Source organism: Streptomyces sp. Xyl84, from assembly GCF_059731885.1.
This window is the reverse complement of record NZ_AP029182.1, coordinates 3,627,778-3,644,096: the sequence shown is the minus strand read 5'-3', so window position 1 is coordinate 3,644,096 and position 16,319 is coordinate 3,627,778. Positions and strand designations below refer to the sequence as shown.

Genomic DNA, 16,319 nt, shown 5'->3' with positions numbered 1-16,319 from the left:
ACGCACGCGGCGCGTCGTGCGAGGATCGGGGGGTCACATGAGGACAACGGAAGGCAGATCGTGGCTGAGCAGCTCTACGCCACCCTGAAGACCAACCACGGCGACATCCAGGTGCGGCTCCTGCCGGACCACGCCCCGAAGACGGTCCGCAACTTCGTGGAACTCGCCACGGGCGAGCGCGAGTGGACGAACCCCGCCACCGGCCAGAAGACCACGGAGAAGCTCTACGACGGCACGGTCTTCCACCGCGTGATCAGCGGCTTCATGATCCAGGGCGGCGACCCGCTGGGCAACGGCACCGGTGGCCCCGGCTACCAGTTCGAGGACGAGTTCCACCCGGACCTCTCCTTCAACAAGCCCTACCTGCTCGCGATGGCCAACGCGGGCCCGGGCACCAACGGCTCGCAGTTCTTCATCACCGTCGCCCCGACGGCGTGGCTGACCCGCAAGCACACCATCTTCGGCGAGGTCACGGACGCGGCCAGCCAGAAGGTCGTGGACGGCATCGCGGGCACCAAGACCAACCCGCGCAACGACCGTCCCGTCGAGGACGTCGTCATCGAGTCGGTCGTCGTCGAGACCCGGCAGGGCTGAGCCGAGGGCCACGCCCTCCAGCCGCCCCGGGCCCGCACCCGGGGAACCAAACGCCCCGCTCGTCCGTAGGGATGAGCGGGGCGGTGTGCTGCCCACGGTGAGCCGTACCGGGCCCGCCCTGCCGTACACCGCCCACGACGAACGTGAGGGGACCCGATGGACCAGGCACCAGGCAGCCCGCAGATCGGGCAGGTGGGCCCGGGTGCGCCCACCTGCTACCGGCACCCTGACCGGGAGACCGGCATCCGCTGCACACGCTGCGAGCGGCCGATCTGCCCCGAGTGCATGGTCAGCGCCTCCGTCGGCTTCCAGTGCCCCGACTGCGTCCGCGACGGCTCGGGCACGGGACACGCGCCCGCCGCGTCCCGGCCGCGCACGGTGGCCGGCGGCACGGTGACCGCGGACCCGCGACTGGTCACGAAGATCCTCATCGGGCTCAACCTGGCCTTCTTCCTGGTCCAGCTCGCCGTCGGGAACCCTTTCACCGATCGGTTCGAACTGGTGGGTCAGGCGTATATTCCGTCGCTCGGCTCGGTCCAGGGCGTCGCACAGGGTGAGTGGTACCGGCTGCTGACCGCGATGTTCCTGCACGGGGGATACATCCACATCGCGTTCAACATGCTCAGCCTGTGGTGGATCGGCGGACCGCTGGAGGCCGCCCTCGGCCGCGCGCGCTACCTGGCGCTCTACCTCGCCGCCGGACTGGCGGGCAGCGCCCTCAGCTACCTGGTCGCCGCCCCGAACCAGCCGTCCGTCGGCGCCTCCGGCGCGATCTTCGGTCTCTTCGGCGCGATGGCCGTGCTGATGCGCCGGCTCCGCTACGACATGCGGCCCGTGATCGCCCTCCTGGTCATCAACCTGGTCATCACCTTCGGCTGGGGCGGCATCGCCTGGCAGGCGCACATCGGTGGCCTGGTCGCCGGCGTGGTGACCGGGTACGCGATGGTGCACGCGCCGCGCGAGCGGCGGAACCTGGTGCAGTACGGGACCTGCGCGCTCGTCCTCGCGGCGGTCGTCGTGATGACGGTCGTCAGAACCGCGCAGCTCACCTGACCCGAGAGCGGACCACGTCCGCCGACAAGGGGCCGGGAGCCGCTCTTCCGTTCGGTTGTCCACAGCGGGTGGCGAATCCTGTGCACAGTGTGCGGGAACAGCTGTGGCCCCTGCCGCTCACCTGTGTCTGCGCAGGTCAGGCAGGGAGCGGGGCGGTGCACGGAGGGTGGTGCGACAGTCCTACCGGGGTCAACGGGGGAGGGGTTATCCACAGATCGTCGGGTTTTCCCCAGGCTTTGTGTGGAAATTTTTCCAGGCTGTGGATAACTCAGCGGATACCCGTGGGCAGAACTGGGTTCACCGCGGGGACCATCACTGGTTCCACCCCCGCGGCGGCCCTTGCTGCTCCTGCTACTTCCACTGCGTGGAGACGCCGAATCCGGCCGCGATGAAGCCGAATCCCACGACGATGTTCCAGTTGTCCAGCGCGTCGATGGGCAGCGAGCCGTCCGTCACGTAGAAGACGACGATCCAGGCCAGGCCGATGACGAACATGGCCAGCATCACCGGGGCCACCCAACCGCGGCTCTCCAGTTTGATGACCGTGCCCTGCTTGGCGGGCGGCGGCGTGTAGTCGGCCTTCTTGCGGATACGTGACTTCGGCACGAGGGTCTCTCCTGTCGATGCGCTGCGTGGCCGCGCAGGGAACTGGACTGGCTCCGGGGCAGCGTACAAGGGGACTGCGAGGGGAGAACGAATGCTCCCCCGGGCGTCCGTTAGCGTAGTGCTTCCGCGGTGCCGAAGGAGATAAGGGTACGTTGAGCAATTCCGCCGACTCCCCGGGGACGGGTGCCGGCCCGGGCGGTCCCCGCCGTTTCCCGCCGGCGCGGATCCTCACCGTGGCCGTGTTCGCCCTCGCCGGCCTGCTCTTCATCACCAGTTTCAACACGGCCAAGGGCACCAACATCCGCACGGACACCTCGCTGCTCAAGCTCTCCGACCTCGTCCACGAACGCAGCCGGAAGAACAAGGACCTGGACGACTCGAACGCGGCCCTGCGCGGCGACGTCGAGTCCCTCGCCCAGAGCGACGGCGGCGGCAGCAGGGGCCAGGACGAGAAGCTGTCCGGCCTGGAGGACAGCGCCGGCACCCGGCCGCTCAAGGGCAAGGCCGTCACCGTCACCCTCAACGACGCCCCGCCCAATGCCACCGCGAAACTCCCCGGCTACCCCGAGCCGCAGCCCGACTACCTGGTCATCCACCAGCAGGACCTCCAGGCCGTCGTCAACGCGCTGTGGAACGGCGGCGCCAAGGGCATCAAGGTCATGGACCAGCGGCTGATCTCCACCAGCGCCGTGCGCTGCGTGGGCAACACCCTGATCCTCCAGGGCCGTGTCTACTCGCCGCCGTACAAGATCACTGCGGTCGGAGACCCGGGCAGGCTGCAGAAGGCCCTCGCGGACTCCCCGGCGATCCAGAACTACATGGTCTACGTGAACGTCTACGGCCTCGGCTGGAAGGTCACCGAGGACGGCACGACGACCCTGCCCGGCTACAACGGCGCCGTGGATCTGCACTACGCCGAGCCGGTGGCGTAGCCGTCCGGTGTGATCCGCTCCAGAAGGCCCCGAACCGAAGGCATCGCGCCGTTAGTCTGGTGCGGTACGGCGTGAATCCGGTGCCGTGGGGAGACGGAAGGGACGGCATGTACGGCTGGATCTGGCGGCATCTGCCGGGCAACGCGTGGCTGAAGGCGCTGATCTCACTGGTGCTGGTCCTGGCCGTGGTCTACGTCCTGTTCCAGTACGTCTTCCCGTGGGCCGAGCCGCTGCTTCCCTTCAACGATGTGACGGTGGACAACCAGTGAGTGCGCGGATTCTCGTCGTCGACAACTACGACAGCTTCGTCTTCAACCTGGTCCAGTACCTCTACCAGCTGGGCGCCGAGTGCGAGGTGCTGCGCAACGACGAGGTGTCGACGGCGCACGCCCAGGACCGCTTCGACGGCGTGCTGCTCTCCCCCGGCCCCGGTACGCCCGAGCAGGCCGGGGTGTGCGTGGAGATGGTCCGGCACTGCGCCGCCACCGGTGTCCCCGTCTTCGGTGTCTGTCTGGGCATGCAGTCCATGCAGGTGGCGTACGGCGGGGTGGTGGACCGGGCGCCCGAGCTGCTGCACGGCAAGACCTCGCCGGTCGAGCACACCGGCAAGGGCGTCTTCGCCGGGCTGCCCTCCCCCTTCACCGCGACCCGCTACCACTCGCTGGCCGCCGAGCCCGCGACCGTCCCGGCCGAGCTGGAGGTCACCGCCCGTACGCCCGACGGCATCATCATGGGCCTGCGCCACCGGGAACTGCCGGTGGAGGGCGTGCAGTTCCATCCCGAGTCGGTGCTGACCGAGCACGGGCACCGGATGCTGGCCAACTGGCTGGTGGAGTGCGGCGACACGGGTGCCGTGGCGAGGTCGGCGGGGCTCGCCCCGGTGGTGGGCAGGGCCACGGCGTGACCGCGCTGCGCCCCGAGCGCGAGTCCGGCGCCGACCGCTACGGCACGGAGGCCCCCGCGGCTTCCGGGGACCCGTACGCGGCGGCGCCGTACGACTCCCGCGGCTCGGTGGCGCCGTGCGACGCCCACGGCTCCTCGCCCCTCCCGTACCCGCCGCCCGCCGACGACGAGACGGTGGCGCTGCGGGTCGCCGATGCGGCGGGGGCGGCGGCCGGGGGGCGCGGGCGTTCCCCGGGTTCTGCGGGCCTGTCCGGCTCCGGAGCGGCCGGCGTGCCGTACGAGGGCCGTGCGGCCCGCAGGAAGGCCGCCAGGAGCCGTCACAGCCGTCACAGCCGCCGCCGGGGGACCGGGGCGGCGGCCGGATCCTCCCCGGAGGGCGGCGGGGCGTCCGCGCCGCTCTCGCGGGTGGAGGCCCGTCGGCGGGCGCGGGCGAGCAGGCCCGGGCCGGGTGTCGTCATCAGCCGGCTCGTCGGTGAGCTGTTCATCACCACGGGTGTGGTGATGCTGCTGTTCGTCACCTACCAGCTGTGGTGGACGAACATCCGCGCGCACGCGCAGGCGGGCAGCGAGGCGCACCAGTTGCAGGACGACTGGGCGAGCGGCAGGCGCAACCCGGGGACGTTCGAGCCGGGGCAGGGCTTCGCCATCCTGCACATTCCCGCGCTGGACGTGGTGGTGCCGATCGCGGAGGGCACCAGCAAGACGAAGGTGCTGGACAAGGGGATGGTCGGGCACTACGGCAAGGGTGACTTCGACACGGCGATGCCGGACGCGAGGACGGGCAACTTCGGACTGGCCGGTCACCGCAACACGCACGGGGAGCCGTTCCGGTACATCAACCGGCTCAGGCCGGGCGACCCGATCGTGGTGGAGACGCAGGACGCGTACTACGTCTACAAGACGACGTCGATGCTGCCGGTGACCTCGCCGGGCAACACCGCCGTCCTGAACCCGGTCCCCAGGGGTTCGGGTTTCACCGGGCCGGGCCGCTACATCACGCTCACCACCTGCACACCGGAGTTCACCAGCAAGTACCGCTTGATCGTCTGGGGCAGGATGGTCGAGGAACGGCCGCGCAGCAAGGGCAAGCCGGATGCGCTCGTCAGTTAAAGAGCAGAGGGAACAGTGGCAGCGACCGCGGACGACACCGCAGAGCACACCGGGGACGGCCCCGCACCGCGCCGGCGCCGCCGCGGCACGGGCCGGCTGGCCCTGGCCGTCAGCGTGTTCGGCGAACTCCTCATCACGGCGGGGGTGGTCCTCGGCCTGTTCGTCGTCTACTCCCTGTGGTGGACGAACGTCATAGCGGACCGCAAGGCCGACCGGCAGGGCGACAGGATCCGTGACCAGTGGGCGCACTCCGCCCCCGGCGGTCCCGGCGCGCTGGACACGAAGGACGGCATCGGGTTCCTGCACGTGCCGTCCATGCACAACGGCGAGGTCCTGGTGAAGAAGGGCACCTCGACGGACGTCCTGAACGACGGTGTGGCCGGCTACTACGTGGACCCGGTCAAGGCGGCGCTGCCGGAGACCGGCAAGGAGGGCAACTTCACCCTCGCCGCCCACCGGGACGGGCACGGCGCGAAGTTCCACAACATCGAGAAGGTGGAGAAGGGCGACCCGATCGTCTTCGAGACCCGGGACAAGTGGTACGTCTACAAGGTCTACGGCATCCTCCCGGAGACGTCGAAGTTCAACGTCGACGTCCTCGCGCAGGTCCCGAAGGAGTCGGGGGTGCGGAAGCCGGGCCACTACATCACGCTGACCACCTGCACGCCCGTGTACACCTCCCGCTACCGGTACGTGGTGTGGGGGGAGCTGGTGCGGGTGCAGAAGGTGGACAGCGGGCGGACGCCTCCGGCGGAGCTGCGCTGAGGCAGGAGAGCGTGCGGGAGGGCTTCGTGCTCTAGCATGGCGAAGGCCCGAAGCCGCATGTTAGGGATGCGACTTCGGGCCGTGTGCTGCCGCCTGTGGGCTCTACTTCAGGACGGTGAGCATGTCACCCGCGTCCCACTTCTCGAGCAGGGTGCGGTGCACGGCGGTGATTCCGGCCTCGTCCGCGATGCTCAGGGCCTCCGGTGTGAAGCGGCACGTCGCGACGTAGAGAGCCACGTCCGAGGCGTACAGGACCCTGGCGGACCCGACGAATTTCTGCAGTTCCGGGCTGGTGATCCGCAGGTGGGGCGCGAACCTCTTGCACTGGACGACGAGCCGCCGGCCGTCGGCCGTGAAGCCGGTGATGTCGACGCCCCGGTCTCCGTGGCGCCCCAGGACGACGACGTCCGTGCAGCCGTCGCGGCGCAGGAGCGCGGCGATGTGGTGCTCGAACTCGCGGCCGGTCATGGCGTCCATGGCGGCCATGACTCCGGCGAGGGGACGGTTCGGGAGGGGGCTCTCCAGCCGGCGCAGGCGGTTGTGGTGCTGCCGCAGCCGCCGCTCGATGTGCTGGACGCCTGTGCGCAGGGCGATCAGTTCCCGGTGGTGCTCCCCCGAGGTCTCGATCAGGGCGTTGAACATGGGCACGACGGTCTTGCCGAGGATGTGGCTGATGCGCTGGTCGATGCGGTCGTCGAGGGAGATCACGTCCGGCTGCGGTGAGTTTTCCACAGGCTGTGTGCGGGCCAGGTACTCCATGTCGAGGAGATAGGTGCGTACCTGACGGGCGACGTCGCTGTCGCGGAGGAGCATGGCGACGTTGAGGACGGCTCGGCGGGAGTAGATGGTGAGGCTCCGACGTGCTTGTGGATAACCCACCGTCGAGAGTGACATGTTGTCACTCTCGAATTTCCGCAGGTCAGGGCCTCGCAGGACTACCAAGCCGTTGGCTTGCAACTCTTCGCGGTGGCGCTTGGCCAGCTGACGGACGACTTCGACGGTGACATCGAAGTACGCCGCCACCATCGCCGTCGTCACATGCATCCCGTCCGGGAGCAGCGACAGGGCCTTGACCCGGTCGAGTACGTCCGTGCGGTCCATGACGCTGTGGCGCAGGGTCCTGGATTCCAGGAGTGCGGAGTCGGTGATCACTGTCTGCCCTTCTGTCGTGTGCCGGCCGCATGGCCAGGGCAGAGCGTTGCGGGTCCCCACCCCACCGGATCAACGAGGGGCCGGGGGCGAAGTCACGTGCGGAGTGCGTGCGGGTGTGCGACGGGGCCCCGGCTGCTCTCGGGTGAGAGCAGCCGGGGCCCCGGGGTGTCACGGGCCGCCGGTGGTGCGGCCGGGCGGGCGGTCAGCCGAAGAGGCCGCCGGGGCCGCCGCCTCCGTGGCCGCCCCCGTTGTTGTCGCCGCCGTTCCCGCCGCCCCCGCCGATCGTCGTCAGCGTGATCTGGGTGCCGGCCGGGTCGTCGACCTGCTGGCCGGGCTGCGGGTCCTGCTTGAGGACGAAGGCGTTGTCGTCGCCCCCGCTGCCGGCGAACTGGATGTTGGTGAAGCCGGCCGCGGTGAGGATCTGCTTGGCCTCCGCCACCTTCTTGCCCTGCACCTGCGGCACCTGGGTCTTCTGCTGGACCTGCTTGCCGACCTGGATCGTCACCTTGGAGCCCTTGTCGACCTGCTGGCCGGGGCCCGGGACGGTGTTGATGACCTTGCCCGCCTGGTTGGGGTCGCTGTTGTCCACCTCGACGCAGTCGCCGTCGAGGTTGTTCGCCTGCATCTGCTGCTTGGCGTCGTCACAGCTGCGGCCGACGACCTGGGGGACGGTGGCCTTCGCGACGGCCTTGGCGACCGTCAGGGTGATGGTCGAGCCCTTCTGGACTTCCTTGTCGCCGCTCGGGTCCTGGCTGATGACGACGTTCTCGGGCCGGTCGGACTCCTGCTCCTGCTTCTCGACCTTGAGGCCCTTGTCGGTCAGCTGCGACTGGGCGGTGTCGAAGCTGAGGCCGGTGACGTCCGGCACGAGCACCTTCGGCGCTCCCGTCGACAGCACCAGGTTGACCGTCTCGCCCTTCTTGATGTCGCTCTTGGGCGCGGGGTCCTGGGAGCAGACGCGGCCCTTGGGCTGGTCCTCGCACTCCTTCTCGGTGAAGGCCGTCTTCAGGCTGACGTTGTCCGCGGAGTTCTGGGCGTCCTGCTTGGTCTGGCCCACGAAGTTCGGCGTGGCCACCGTGTCGCTGCCGGAGCTGTGACCGGTGGTGACGTATTTGCCGATCAGGATGGCGCCGACCAGGACCAGGATGCCGGCGACGACCAGGAGGATCGTCGAGGTGTGGGACTTCTTCGGCTGCTGGCGGCGCCGGTCGGGGCGGTCGTCGTAGCCGTAGCCGCCGTCGTCCGGGTTCATGGGCGGCAGCATCGTCGTGGCGGGGGCGCCCGGGTCGGAGCGCAGGGCCGTGGTCGGCTGGTCGTCGGGGTAGGCGCCGTAGCCGACCGCGCCCATGGCGGCGGTGGCGGCGACGGGCTGGCCGTCGAGGCAGGCCTCGATGTCGGCGCGCATCTCGTCGGCCGACTGGTAGCGGTAGTCCGGGTCCTTGACCAGGGCGCGCAGCACGATCGCGTCCATCTCGGGCGTGATCTCGGGGTCGAAGACGCTCGGCGGCTGGGGGTCCTCGCGGACGTGCTGGTAGGCCACCGCGACGGGGGAGTCGCCGACGAACGGCGGCCGGACGGTGAGCAGCTCGTACAGCAGGCAGCCGGTGGAGTAGAGGTCGGAGCGTGCGTCGACCTGTTCGCCCTTGGCCTGCTCCGGGGAGAGGTACTGGGCGGTGCCGATGACGGCGGCGGTCTGGGTCATGGTCATGCCGGAGTCGCCCATGGCGCGGGCGATGCCGAAGTCCATGACCTTGACCTGGCCGTTGCGGGTCAGCATGACGTTGGCCGGTTTGATGTCCCGGTGGACGATGCCGCTGCGGTGGGCGTACTCCAGGCCCTGGAGGATGCCGATGGTCATCTCCATGGCCCGCTCGGGCAGCAGTTTGCGCCCGCTGTGCAGCAGCTCGCGGAGGGTGGACCCGTCGACGTACTCCATCACGATGTACGGGATCGAGACCCCGTCGATGTAGTCCTCGCCCGTGTCGTAGACCGCGACGATCGCGGGATGGTTGAGCGAGGCGGCCGACTGGGCCTCCCGGCGGAACCGGGCCTGGAAGGAAGGGTCGCGCGCCAGGTCGGCGCGCAGCGTCTTCACCGCCACGGTGCGGCCCAGGCGGGTGTCATGCGCGAGGTACACCTCCGCCATGCCACCACGGCCGAGCACCTGGCCCAGCTCGTACCGGCCGCCGAGGCGACGCGGCTCTTCCATAGCTACCTACCAGCCCTCTCCGTCGGTCCCGGCGGGCACGGCTTGTGCCGCCGGAGCTTCCGTCCGGGCCTACCGTACCCGGCTCGTTCTGTGGGACCCGGCCAAGCCCGTCACCCGATACAGGACCGGTATCGCACCATGCACCGTTGTGAAGGGGTCGTGACGGAGATCACCTCTTGGAGTTGATGACCGCCTGCATGACGCTCTTCGCGATCGGGGCCGCGAGGCCGCCGCCGGAGATCTCCTCGCGATTGGCCTGCTCGTCCTCGACGACCGCGGCGACCGCGACGGGCGAGCTGCCGTCGCTGGTCTTGGCGTAGGAGATGAACCACGCGTACGGCTTCTCGCTGTTGTCGACGCCGTGCTGGGCGGTACCGGTCTTGCCGCCGACGGTGACGCCGCTGATCTGGGCGTTCTTGCCGGTGCCCTCCTTGACGACCGTCTCCATCATCGACTGGAGGATCTGGGCGTTCTTCGAGGACAGCGGCCGGCTCAGTTCCTCCGGCTGGGTCTGCTCCAGGGTGTCGAGGTTCGGCGACTGGAGCTTGTCGACCATGTACGGCTTCATCAGCTTGCCGTCGTTGGCGACCGCCGAGACGACCATGGCCATCTGCAGCGGGGTGGCGGCGGTGTTGAACTGGCCGATGGAGGACTGGGCGACCTGCGAGGGCTCCATGTTGTCGGAGAACACCGAGGCGTTGGCGCGGACCGGGGTGTACTGCTCGCTGGTGAAGCCGAACTTCTTGGCCTCCTCCAGCATCTTCTTGTTGCCGAGGTCCGCGCCGATCTTGCCGAAGACGGTGTTGCAGGACCAGCGCAGTGCCACCCGCATGGTGGCGTTCTTGCAGGGGATGCTGCCTTCGTTGGGCAGCGGGGTGCTGGTGCCCGGCATGATCCACGGGTCGGGGGAGTTCGTGGGCTGGTCGGCCGAGGTGTACTTGCCGTTCTCCAGCGCCGCGGCGGCGGTGACCACCTTGAAGGTGGAGCCGGGCGGGTAGGTCTCGCGCAGTGCCCGGTTCAGCGTCGGGTCGTCCGGGTCGTTCTCCTTGAGGAGCTTGTTGCGGGCCTTGCCGTCGGCGGCGGAGGTGCCGGCGAAGGAGCCGGGGTCGTAGGACGGGTAGGAGGCCAGCGCGAGGATCTTGCCCGTGGCGGGTTCGAGGGCGACGACGGCGCCCTTGCCGCGCTTCTTGAGCCCGTTGTACGCGGCCTTCTGCGCGGCCGCGTTGAGTGTGGTGACGACGTTGCCGCCCTGCTTCGGCTTGCCCGTGATCATGTCCAGGGTGTTGCGGAAGAAGAGCCGGTCGTCGTTGCCGGTGAGGATCTTGTCGTCGAGGTTCTCCAGCTGGGTGGCGCCGAAGGCCTGCGAGGCGAAGCCGGTGACGGGCGCCCACATGGGGCCGTCCTTGTAGGTGCGCTTGTACTTGAGGTCGTCGAGCGCGTTGGTCTTGGTCTCCACGGATCCGGTGATCGGGGAGCCGTCGACGATGATGTCGCCGCGCGGGGTGGAGTAGCGGGCGATGGTGACGCGGCGGTTGTTGTCGTCGTTCTTCAGCGCGTCGGCCTTGGCGTACTGGAGCCAGTTGTCGCGGATGAGCAGCGTGAGGACCAGCAGGCCGCAGAAGATCGCGATCCGGCGCAGGGGCTTGTTCACGGTCGGACCACCTGGGTCATCTCGGCGTCGGGGTTGGCGGCGGGGGCGGGGGCCGGGCGGCGGGCGGTGTCGCTGATTCTGATCAGGATGCCGATCAGCGCCCAGTTGGCGATGACGGAGGAACCGCCGTACGCGAGGAACGGCATGGTCATACCGGTCAGCGGGATCAGGCCCATCACGCCGCCCGCCACCACGAAGACCTGGAGCGCGAAGGCGCCGGACAGGCCGACGGCGAGCAGTTTGCCGAAGGGGTCGCGGGCGGCGAGGGCGGTGCGGATGCCGCGCTCCACGATCAGGCCGTAGAGCAGCAGGATCGCCATCAGGCCGGCCAGGCCCAGTTCCTCGCCGAAGGTGGCGAGGACGAAGTCGGAGTTGGCGGCGAACCGGATGAGGTCGGAGTGGCCCTGGCCGAGGCCGGAGCCGAGGGTGCCGCCGGAGCCGAACGCCCACAGGGCCTGCTGGAGCTGTTCGGAGTGGCCCGCCACGCCCTTGTGGCTGAGGAGGTACTCGTTCATCGGGTCGAGCCAGGCCTGGACGCGCTGGTGGACGTGCGGTTCGACGCTGGCCACGCCGAACGCGCCGACCGCGGACATCAGCAGACCGAAGACGATCCAGCTGGTCCGCTCGGTGGCGACGTACAGCATGATGACGAACATTCCGAAGAACAGCAGCGAGGTGCCGAGGTCGGTCTCGAAGACCAGGATGAGGATCGAGATGACCCAGACGACCAGGATGGGTCCGAGGTCGCGGCCGCGGGGCAGGTACAGGCCCATGAAGCGGCGGCTGGCCAGGGCGAGCGCGTCCCGCTTGACCATCAGGTAGCCGGCGAAGAAGACCGCGAGGACGATCTTGGCGAACTCGCCGGGCTGGATGGAGAAGCCGCCGACGTGGATCCAGATCTTGGCGCCGTACACGGGCATGGCGAGGCCGGGGACCAGCGGCAGCAGCAGCAGGACCAGCGCGCCGACCATGGAGATGTACGTGTAGCGCTGCAGGACGCGGTGGTCCTTGAGGAAGATCAGGACCACGGCGAACAGTGCGATGCCCATCGCCGTGTAGAGGAGCTGGGTGGGCGCCTTGTCACCGGCCTGCTTGACGTACTGGAGCAGTTTCGACTGGTCCAGCCGCCAGATGATGACCAGGCCGAGGCCGTTGAGCAGGGTGGCCAGCGGGAGCAGCAGCGGGTCGGCGTAGGGGGCGAACTTGCGGACGACGAGGTGGGCGACGCCCGCCATCAGGCCCAGGCCCAGGCCGTAGCTCAGCAGGCCCGCGGGCACCTGGTTGTTGATGGCCAGGCCCACGTTGGCGTAGGCGAACACCGGGATGGCGACCGCGAAGACCAGCAGTGCCAGTTCGGTGTTGCGGCGGCTCGGTGCTCCGATGGCGCCGATCGTGGACGTGTGGTGCGTGGGCGAGTTGGTAGTACTGCTCATCGTGTGACAGGGCCTCTCACGGCTTGCCTACTGCTTACCGCACAGCGAGACGACCTTCTGCTCTTCCTCCGAGAGAGTGGGGCCGGGGCTGGATGTGGACGCGGTCGCGGTCGCGGACGTGGACGGAGACTTGGACGACGGTGACGGTGCCTGGGACGTCGACGGGTCGGGGTCCGACGGGTTCGATGTCGTCTTGGACGTGAAGGCGGCGGGGGTGGTTCCCGTGGTGGAGCCGCCGCGGTCCTTGCCCGTCTTGTCCTTGTCCGACTTGTCCTGTCCGGGTCTGGCGCCGTTCTTGGCCTCGGCGGCGCGGCGTTCGGACTCCTTGCGGCATGCGGAGGCCTGTACGGACAGCTCGTCGACCTTCTTCTGCGCCTCTTGCAGACCGCCCTCGGAGATCGTCGCCTTGACCTGCTTCTGCTGGTAGGGCGGCAGGTACTTGAGTTCGATCTCGGGGTGGTCCTTCTCCACCTCGGACAGCTTCACCCAGGCCAGGTCCTGGCTGATGCCGCGGTAGAGCGCGACGTGTTCGTCGTTGGTGCCGACGTAGTACTGGGTCTGGGTCCAGCGGTAGCCGCCGTAGAGGCCGCCGCCGATGACGGCGAGCGCGAGGACGCTGTACAGGGACACCTTCAGCCACCCGCGGCGCCGGCGGGGTTTGACGAAGTCGTCGTCGCCGTAGCCCAGGCCGTCGGTGGAGACGAAGCCGGTGGTGTCGCCGGATCCGGGCGGGCCGAACTCGCCGCCCCCGCCGCCTTGTCCGGGGACCTGGCGGCCGAGGCCGGAGGCGCGGCCGGCCGGGGTCTGCATGATGCCGTTGTCGTGCAGGTGGTGCTGGTTCTCGGCGACCGCGCCGACCACGACGGGGGTGTCGGAGAGCTGGGCGGCGAGGGTGTCGCCGGTGTCCAGGTCGAGGACGTCGGCGACGATGACGGTGATGTTGTCGGGTCCGCCGCCGCGCAGCGCGAGCTGGATCAGCTCCTGCACGGTCTCCTGCGGTCCCTGGTAGCTGGCGAGGGTCTCCTCCATCGTCTGGTGGGAGACGACGCCGGACAGGCCGTCGGAGCAGATCAGGTAGCGGTCGCCGGCGCGGACCTCGCGGACGGACAGGTCGGGTTCGACGTGCTCGCCGCTGCCGAGGGCGCGCATCAGGAGGGCGCGCTGCGGGTGGGTGCTGGCCTCCTCCTCGGTGATGCGTCCCTCGTCGACCAGGCGCTGCACCCAGGTGTGGTCCTGGGTGATCTGGGTGAGGACGCCGTCGCGCAGCAGGTAGGCGCGGGAGTCGCCGACGTGCACGAGTCCGAGGCGCTGGCCGGTCCACAGCAGGGCGGTGAGCGTGGTGCCCATGCCTTCGAGCTGGGGGTCCTCCTCGACCATGGCGCGCAGCTGGTCGTTGGCGCGCTGCACGGCCGTGCCGAGCGAGGTGAGAATGTCGGAGCCGGGGACGTCGTCGTCGAGGGGGACGATGGTGGAGATCACCTCGGAGGAGGCGACCTCGCCGGCGGCCTGGCCGCCCATGCCGTCGGCGATCGCGAGGAGCCGGGGGCCGGCGTAACCGGAGTCCTCGTTGCCCTCGCGGATCATGCCCTTGTGCGATCCGGCGGCGAAGCGCAGTGACAGACTCATGCGCACCTCGCCCGTCGGCTCGGGGTACAGCCGGTCGTGTCGAGCCACACTGCCCACCCTCCGGTCGGGAGCGCGCCGCGGCCCTGGGGGCCGGCCGCCGCCGCGTGCTCGCTCCGCTCGCGCTCATTCATGACGTAGCACTACTTCCGCAGCTCGATGACGGTCTTGCCGATGCGGATCGGCGCGCCCAGCGGGATCGGTGTGGGGGTCGTCAGCCGGGACCGGTCCAGGTAGGTGCCGTTGGTGGATCCGAGGTCCTCGACGATCCACTGGCCGTTCTGGTCCGGGTAGATCCTGGCATGGCGGCTGGAGGCGTAGTCGTCGTCCAGCACGATCGTGGAGTCGTGCGCGCGGCCCAGGGTGATGGTCTGGCCCTGCAGCGCGACGGTGGTGCCGGTGAGGGTGCCTTCGGTCACCACCAGCTTGGCGGGGGCGTTGCGGCGTCGGCCGCCGCCCTGCTGGCCACGCTGCTGCGGAGGCGCGGCGGTGGCGGCGGCCTGGCGCGCGGCCTGCCGGCCGGTCTGCTGGGGCCGGGCCGCCTCCCGGCGGGACCCCCGCTGGGTGACGCGCGTACCGAACAGGTCGCTGCGGATGACCTGCACGGCCACGATCACGAACAGCCACAGTACGGCCAGGAAACCCAGCCGCATGACCGTGAGGGTCAGCTCTGACATTGCCCCCGGTTCACCCTTCGGCTTGCCTATAGATAACGGTGGTGCTGCCCACGACGATCCGCGAGCCGTCGCGGAGCGTAGCGCGGGTGGTGTGCTGCCCGTCCACCACGATGCCGTTGGTGGAGCCGAGATCCGAGATCGTCGAGGGCGTTCCGGTCCGGATCTCACAGTGCCGGCGGGAGACGCCGGGGTCGTCGATCCGCACGTCGGCGTCGGTGCTGCGGCCCAGCACCAGCGTCGGGCGGGAGATCTGGTGGCGGGTGCCGTTGATCTCGATCCAGTAGCGGGTCCGGCCGCCGGCCGCCGGGGCCTGCGGGGGCCGGGCGGCGGCGGGCTGCGGGTAGCCGTACCCGCCGGGCGGCGGGGCCGCGGGCATGGGGGGCGCTCCCGCGGGGGGCGCTGCGGGCGGGTAGCCGTAGCCGCCCTGGGGGCCGGGGCGGCCGGGCGCGGCGGCCGGGCCGGGCGGAGGTGCCTGCGGCGGCCCCTGGGGCGCCTGCTGGCTGCTGGAGGAGGCGAGCGTACGGCTGCGCACCCGGTACAGGCCGGTGTCCAGGTCGTCCGCCTTCTCCAGGTGGACCTTGATCGGCCCCATGAAGGTGTAGCGCTGCTGCTTGGCGTAGTCGCGCACCATGCCGGCCAGCTCGTCGCCGAGCTGTCCGGAGTAGGGGCTGAGCCGCTCGTAGTCGGGCGCGCTCAGCTCCACGATGAAGTCGTTGGGTACGACCGTGCGGTCGCGGTTCCAGATCGTCGCGTTGTTGTCGCACTCGCGCTGGAGCGCGCCCGCGATCTCCACGGGCTGGACCTCGGACTTGAAGACCTTGGCGAAGGTGCCGTTGACCAAGCCTTCGAGGCGCTGCTCGAACTTCTTCAGGACTCCCATGGGGCACCTCCTCCGTCGTGGCCGTCGTTTCGGGTCTTGCCGGTGTTGCCGTTGTCGCGGGTCTTGCCGTCGTGCTGATGCGTTCTGCTTGCCTGGTACTGCTTACTGATCGTATCCACGCGCCGGTAAATCGGCTGGTTCCCCCTGTCGGCCCCGTCGACGGGTCGTCGACGCCTCTTCCTCGGCTCGTACCGCTGGGTGGTCCCCTCCGAGTGCTTCTCCGAGTGTTCCTCCGCGGCCCGTACTACTGACTTCTGCCCAGGATCGTAGAGGCGGCCACGGACCAGTGTCCCGCACCTGGCGGCGGACCCGCCCCGGCTCCTGGGGAGACGGGCCGGACCGGTACGAGGTTGATACGTGAACAGGCACGGGTTGATACGGAAGGGCACGGGGACGGGAGGCGGGCGAGCCGGGGCAGGGGAGGAAAGGGGCGGGGCGGGGGTCCGGGCGGGGCGAGCCGGGGTGGGGAACCGAGGGGCGCGGGCGGGGCGGGAGTGCCCCGGGCCTGGGCGCCTGCCCCGGGAAAGGGATGTGAATCCACCCTCCGCGACGTGCTAATGTTCTGCATGTCGGAAGGCGCCGGGCCCGAAAGGGAGCGGAGCCGGAGGACACACCCAATGCGCGGGTGGCGGAATAGGCAGACGCGCTGGATTCAGGTTCCAGTGCCCGCAAGGGCGTGGGGGTTCAACTCCCCCCTCGCGCACAGCGGAAAGCCCCGCAGGTCTCGGACC

General features: G+C 69.7%; 15 protein-coding genes and 1 tRNA gene. 8 read left to right on the top strand and 8 right to left on the bottom strand.

All coding sequences use genetic code 11. The features are described 5' to 3' along the window. Window positions 1–60: 60 nt before the first annotated feature. Both AC6I72_RS15780 and AC6I72_RS15775 read left to right on the top strand, forming a co-directional pair. Window positions 61–594, top strand: a complete 534-nt coding sequence (locus AC6I72_RS15780) for a peptidylprolyl isomerase (protein ID WP_498001461.1) — start codon at window positions 61–63, stop codon at window positions 592–594. Between the two features lie 156 nt (window positions 595–750). Next, complete coding sequence (locus AC6I72_RS15775) at window positions 751–1,647, top strand: rhomboid family intramembrane serine protease (protein WP_498001460.1); 897 nt, start codon at window positions 751–753, stop codon at window positions 1,645–1,647. A 351-nt stretch (window positions 1,648–1,998) separates the two neighbouring features. On the opposite strand, the gene crgA is transcribed toward AC6I72_RS15775, so the two are convergent. Continuing rightward, window positions 1,999–2,253 (bottom strand): cell division protein CrgA, encoded by a 255-nt coding sequence (crgA, locus tag AC6I72_RS15770; RefSeq protein ID WP_018569173.1) that lies wholly within the window; start codon window positions 2,251–2,253, stop codon window positions 1,999–2,001. Window positions 2,254–2,405: 152 nt separating this feature from the next. On the opposite strand from crgA, the gene AC6I72_RS15765 reads away from it, so the two are divergent. The 5 genes from AC6I72_RS15765 to AC6I72_RS15745 all read left to right on the top strand — a co-directional run bounded on the left by AC6I72_RS15765 (window position 2,406) and on the right by AC6I72_RS15745 (window position 5,963). Next, window positions 2,406–3,185: a DUF881 domain-containing protein gene (locus tag AC6I72_RS15765; protein WP_498001459.1), complete on the top strand. Its 780-nt coding sequence runs from the start codon at window positions 2,406–2,408 to the stop codon at window positions 3,183–3,185. A 107-nt stretch (window positions 3,186–3,292) separates the two neighbouring features. Continuing rightward, a complete protein-coding gene (locus AC6I72_RS15760) occupies window positions 3,293–3,454 on the top strand; it encodes a hypothetical protein (RefSeq protein WP_018569171.1) in 162 nt (53 codons plus the stop codon). Then, the gene (locus AC6I72_RS15755; protein ID WP_498001458.1) at window positions 3,451–4,089 is read left to right on the top strand and encodes an aminodeoxychorismate/anthranilate synthase component II; all 639 of its coding nucleotides are present in this window, start codon (window positions 3,451–3,453) and stop codon (window positions 4,087–4,089) included. The genes AC6I72_RS15760 and AC6I72_RS15755 overlap by 4 nt, the downstream gene beginning before the upstream one ends. After that, window positions 4,086–5,198, top strand: a complete 1,113-nt coding sequence (locus AC6I72_RS15750; RefSeq protein ID WP_498001457.1) for a class E sortase — start codon at window positions 4,086–4,088, stop codon at window positions 5,196–5,198. Before AC6I72_RS15755 ends, AC6I72_RS15750 begins: the two co-directional genes overlap by 4 nt. 15 nt (window positions 5,199–5,213) lie before the next feature. Then, window positions 5,214–5,963 carry a class E sortase gene (locus AC6I72_RS15745; protein ID WP_498001455.1) on the top strand — a complete coding sequence of 250 codons (750 nt, stop codon included), beginning with the start codon at window positions 5,214–5,216 and terminating at the stop codon, window positions 5,961–5,963. A gap of 102 nt (window positions 5,964–6,065) precedes the next feature. On the opposite strand, the gene AC6I72_RS15740 is transcribed toward AC6I72_RS15745, so the two are convergent. From AC6I72_RS15740 to AC6I72_RS15710, 7 genes are all read right to left on the bottom strand, one after another. Further along, window positions 6,066–7,115, bottom strand: a complete 1,050-nt coding sequence (locus AC6I72_RS15740; protein ID WP_498001454.1) for a restriction endonuclease — start codon at window positions 7,113–7,115, stop codon at window positions 6,066–6,068. Between the two features lie 202 nt (window positions 7,116–7,317). Next, on the bottom strand, window positions 7,318–9,324 hold the full coding sequence (gene pknB / locus AC6I72_RS15735) for a Stk1 family PASTA domain-containing Ser/Thr kinase (protein ID WP_498001453.1): 2,007 nt from the start codon (window positions 9,322–9,324) through the stop codon (window positions 7,318–7,320). Window positions 9,325–9,493: 169 nt separating this feature from the next. Beyond that, window positions 9,494–10,975 carry a peptidoglycan D,D-transpeptidase FtsI family protein gene (locus tag AC6I72_RS15730; RefSeq protein ID WP_498001452.1) on the bottom strand — a complete coding sequence of 494 codons (1,482 nt, stop codon included), beginning with the start codon at window positions 10,973–10,975 and terminating at the stop codon, window positions 9,494–9,496. Then, window positions 10,972–12,408: an FtsW/RodA/SpoVE family cell cycle protein gene (locus tag AC6I72_RS15725; RefSeq protein ID WP_498001451.1), complete on the bottom strand. Its 1,437-nt coding sequence runs from the start codon at window positions 12,406–12,408 to the stop codon at window positions 10,972–10,974. The genes AC6I72_RS15730 and AC6I72_RS15725 overlap by 4 nt, the downstream gene beginning before the upstream one ends. 27 nt (window positions 12,409–12,435) lie before the next feature. Then, window positions 12,436–14,034, bottom strand: a complete 1,599-nt coding sequence (locus AC6I72_RS15720; protein ID WP_498004707.1) for a Stp1/IreP family PP2C-type Ser/Thr phosphatase — start codon at window positions 14,032–14,034, stop codon at window positions 12,436–12,438. A gap of 140 nt (window positions 14,035–14,174) precedes the next feature. After that, window positions 14,175–14,708, bottom strand: a complete 534-nt coding sequence (locus tag AC6I72_RS15715) for an FHA domain-containing protein FhaB/FipA (protein ID WP_498001450.1) — start codon at window positions 14,706–14,708, stop codon at window positions 14,175–14,177. 10 nt (window positions 14,709–14,718) lie between these two features. Next, window positions 14,719–15,588: an FHA domain-containing protein gene (locus tag AC6I72_RS15710; protein ID WP_037863940.1), complete on the bottom strand. Its 870-nt coding sequence runs from the start codon at window positions 15,586–15,588 to the stop codon at window positions 14,719–14,721. 619 nt (window positions 15,589–16,207) lie between these two features. Between AC6I72_RS15710 and AC6I72_RS15705 the strand changes: the two genes are divergently transcribed. Next, window positions 16,208–16,291 (top strand) — tRNA-Leu (locus AC6I72_RS15705). Window positions 16,292–16,319 lie beyond the last annotated feature (28 nt).

What these genes read in the sequence shown, in the direction of transcription:
- AC6I72_RS15720 (WP_498004707.1), bottom strand. Translation starts at nt 14,034, where the DNA reads ATGAGTCTGTCACTGCGCTTCGCCGCCGGATCGCACAAGGGCATGATC.
- AC6I72_RS15725 (WP_498001451.1), bottom strand. Translation starts at nt 12,408, where the DNA reads ATGAGCAGTACTACCAACTCGCCCACGCACCACACGTCCACGATCGGC.
- AC6I72_RS15775 (WP_498001460.1), top strand. Translation starts at nt 751, where the DNA reads ATGGACCAGGCACCAGGCAGCCCGCAGATCGGGCAGGTGGGCCCGGGT.
- AC6I72_RS15760 (WP_018569171.1), top strand. Translation starts at nt 3,293, where the DNA reads ATGTACGGCTGGATCTGGCGGCATCTGCCGGGCAACGCGTGGCTGAAG.
- AC6I72_RS15715 (WP_498001450.1), bottom strand. Translation starts at nt 14,708, where the DNA reads ATGTCAGAGCTGACCCTCACGGTCATGCGGCTGGGTTTCCTGGCCGTA.
- pknB (WP_498001453.1), bottom strand. Translation starts at nt 9,324, where the DNA reads ATGGAAGAGCCGCGTCGCCTCGGCGGCCGGTACGAGCTGGGCCAGGTG.
- AC6I72_RS15710 (WP_037863940.1), bottom strand. Translation starts at nt 15,588, where the DNA reads ATGGGAGTCCTGAAGAAGTTCGAGCAGCGCCTCGAAGGCTTGGTCAAC.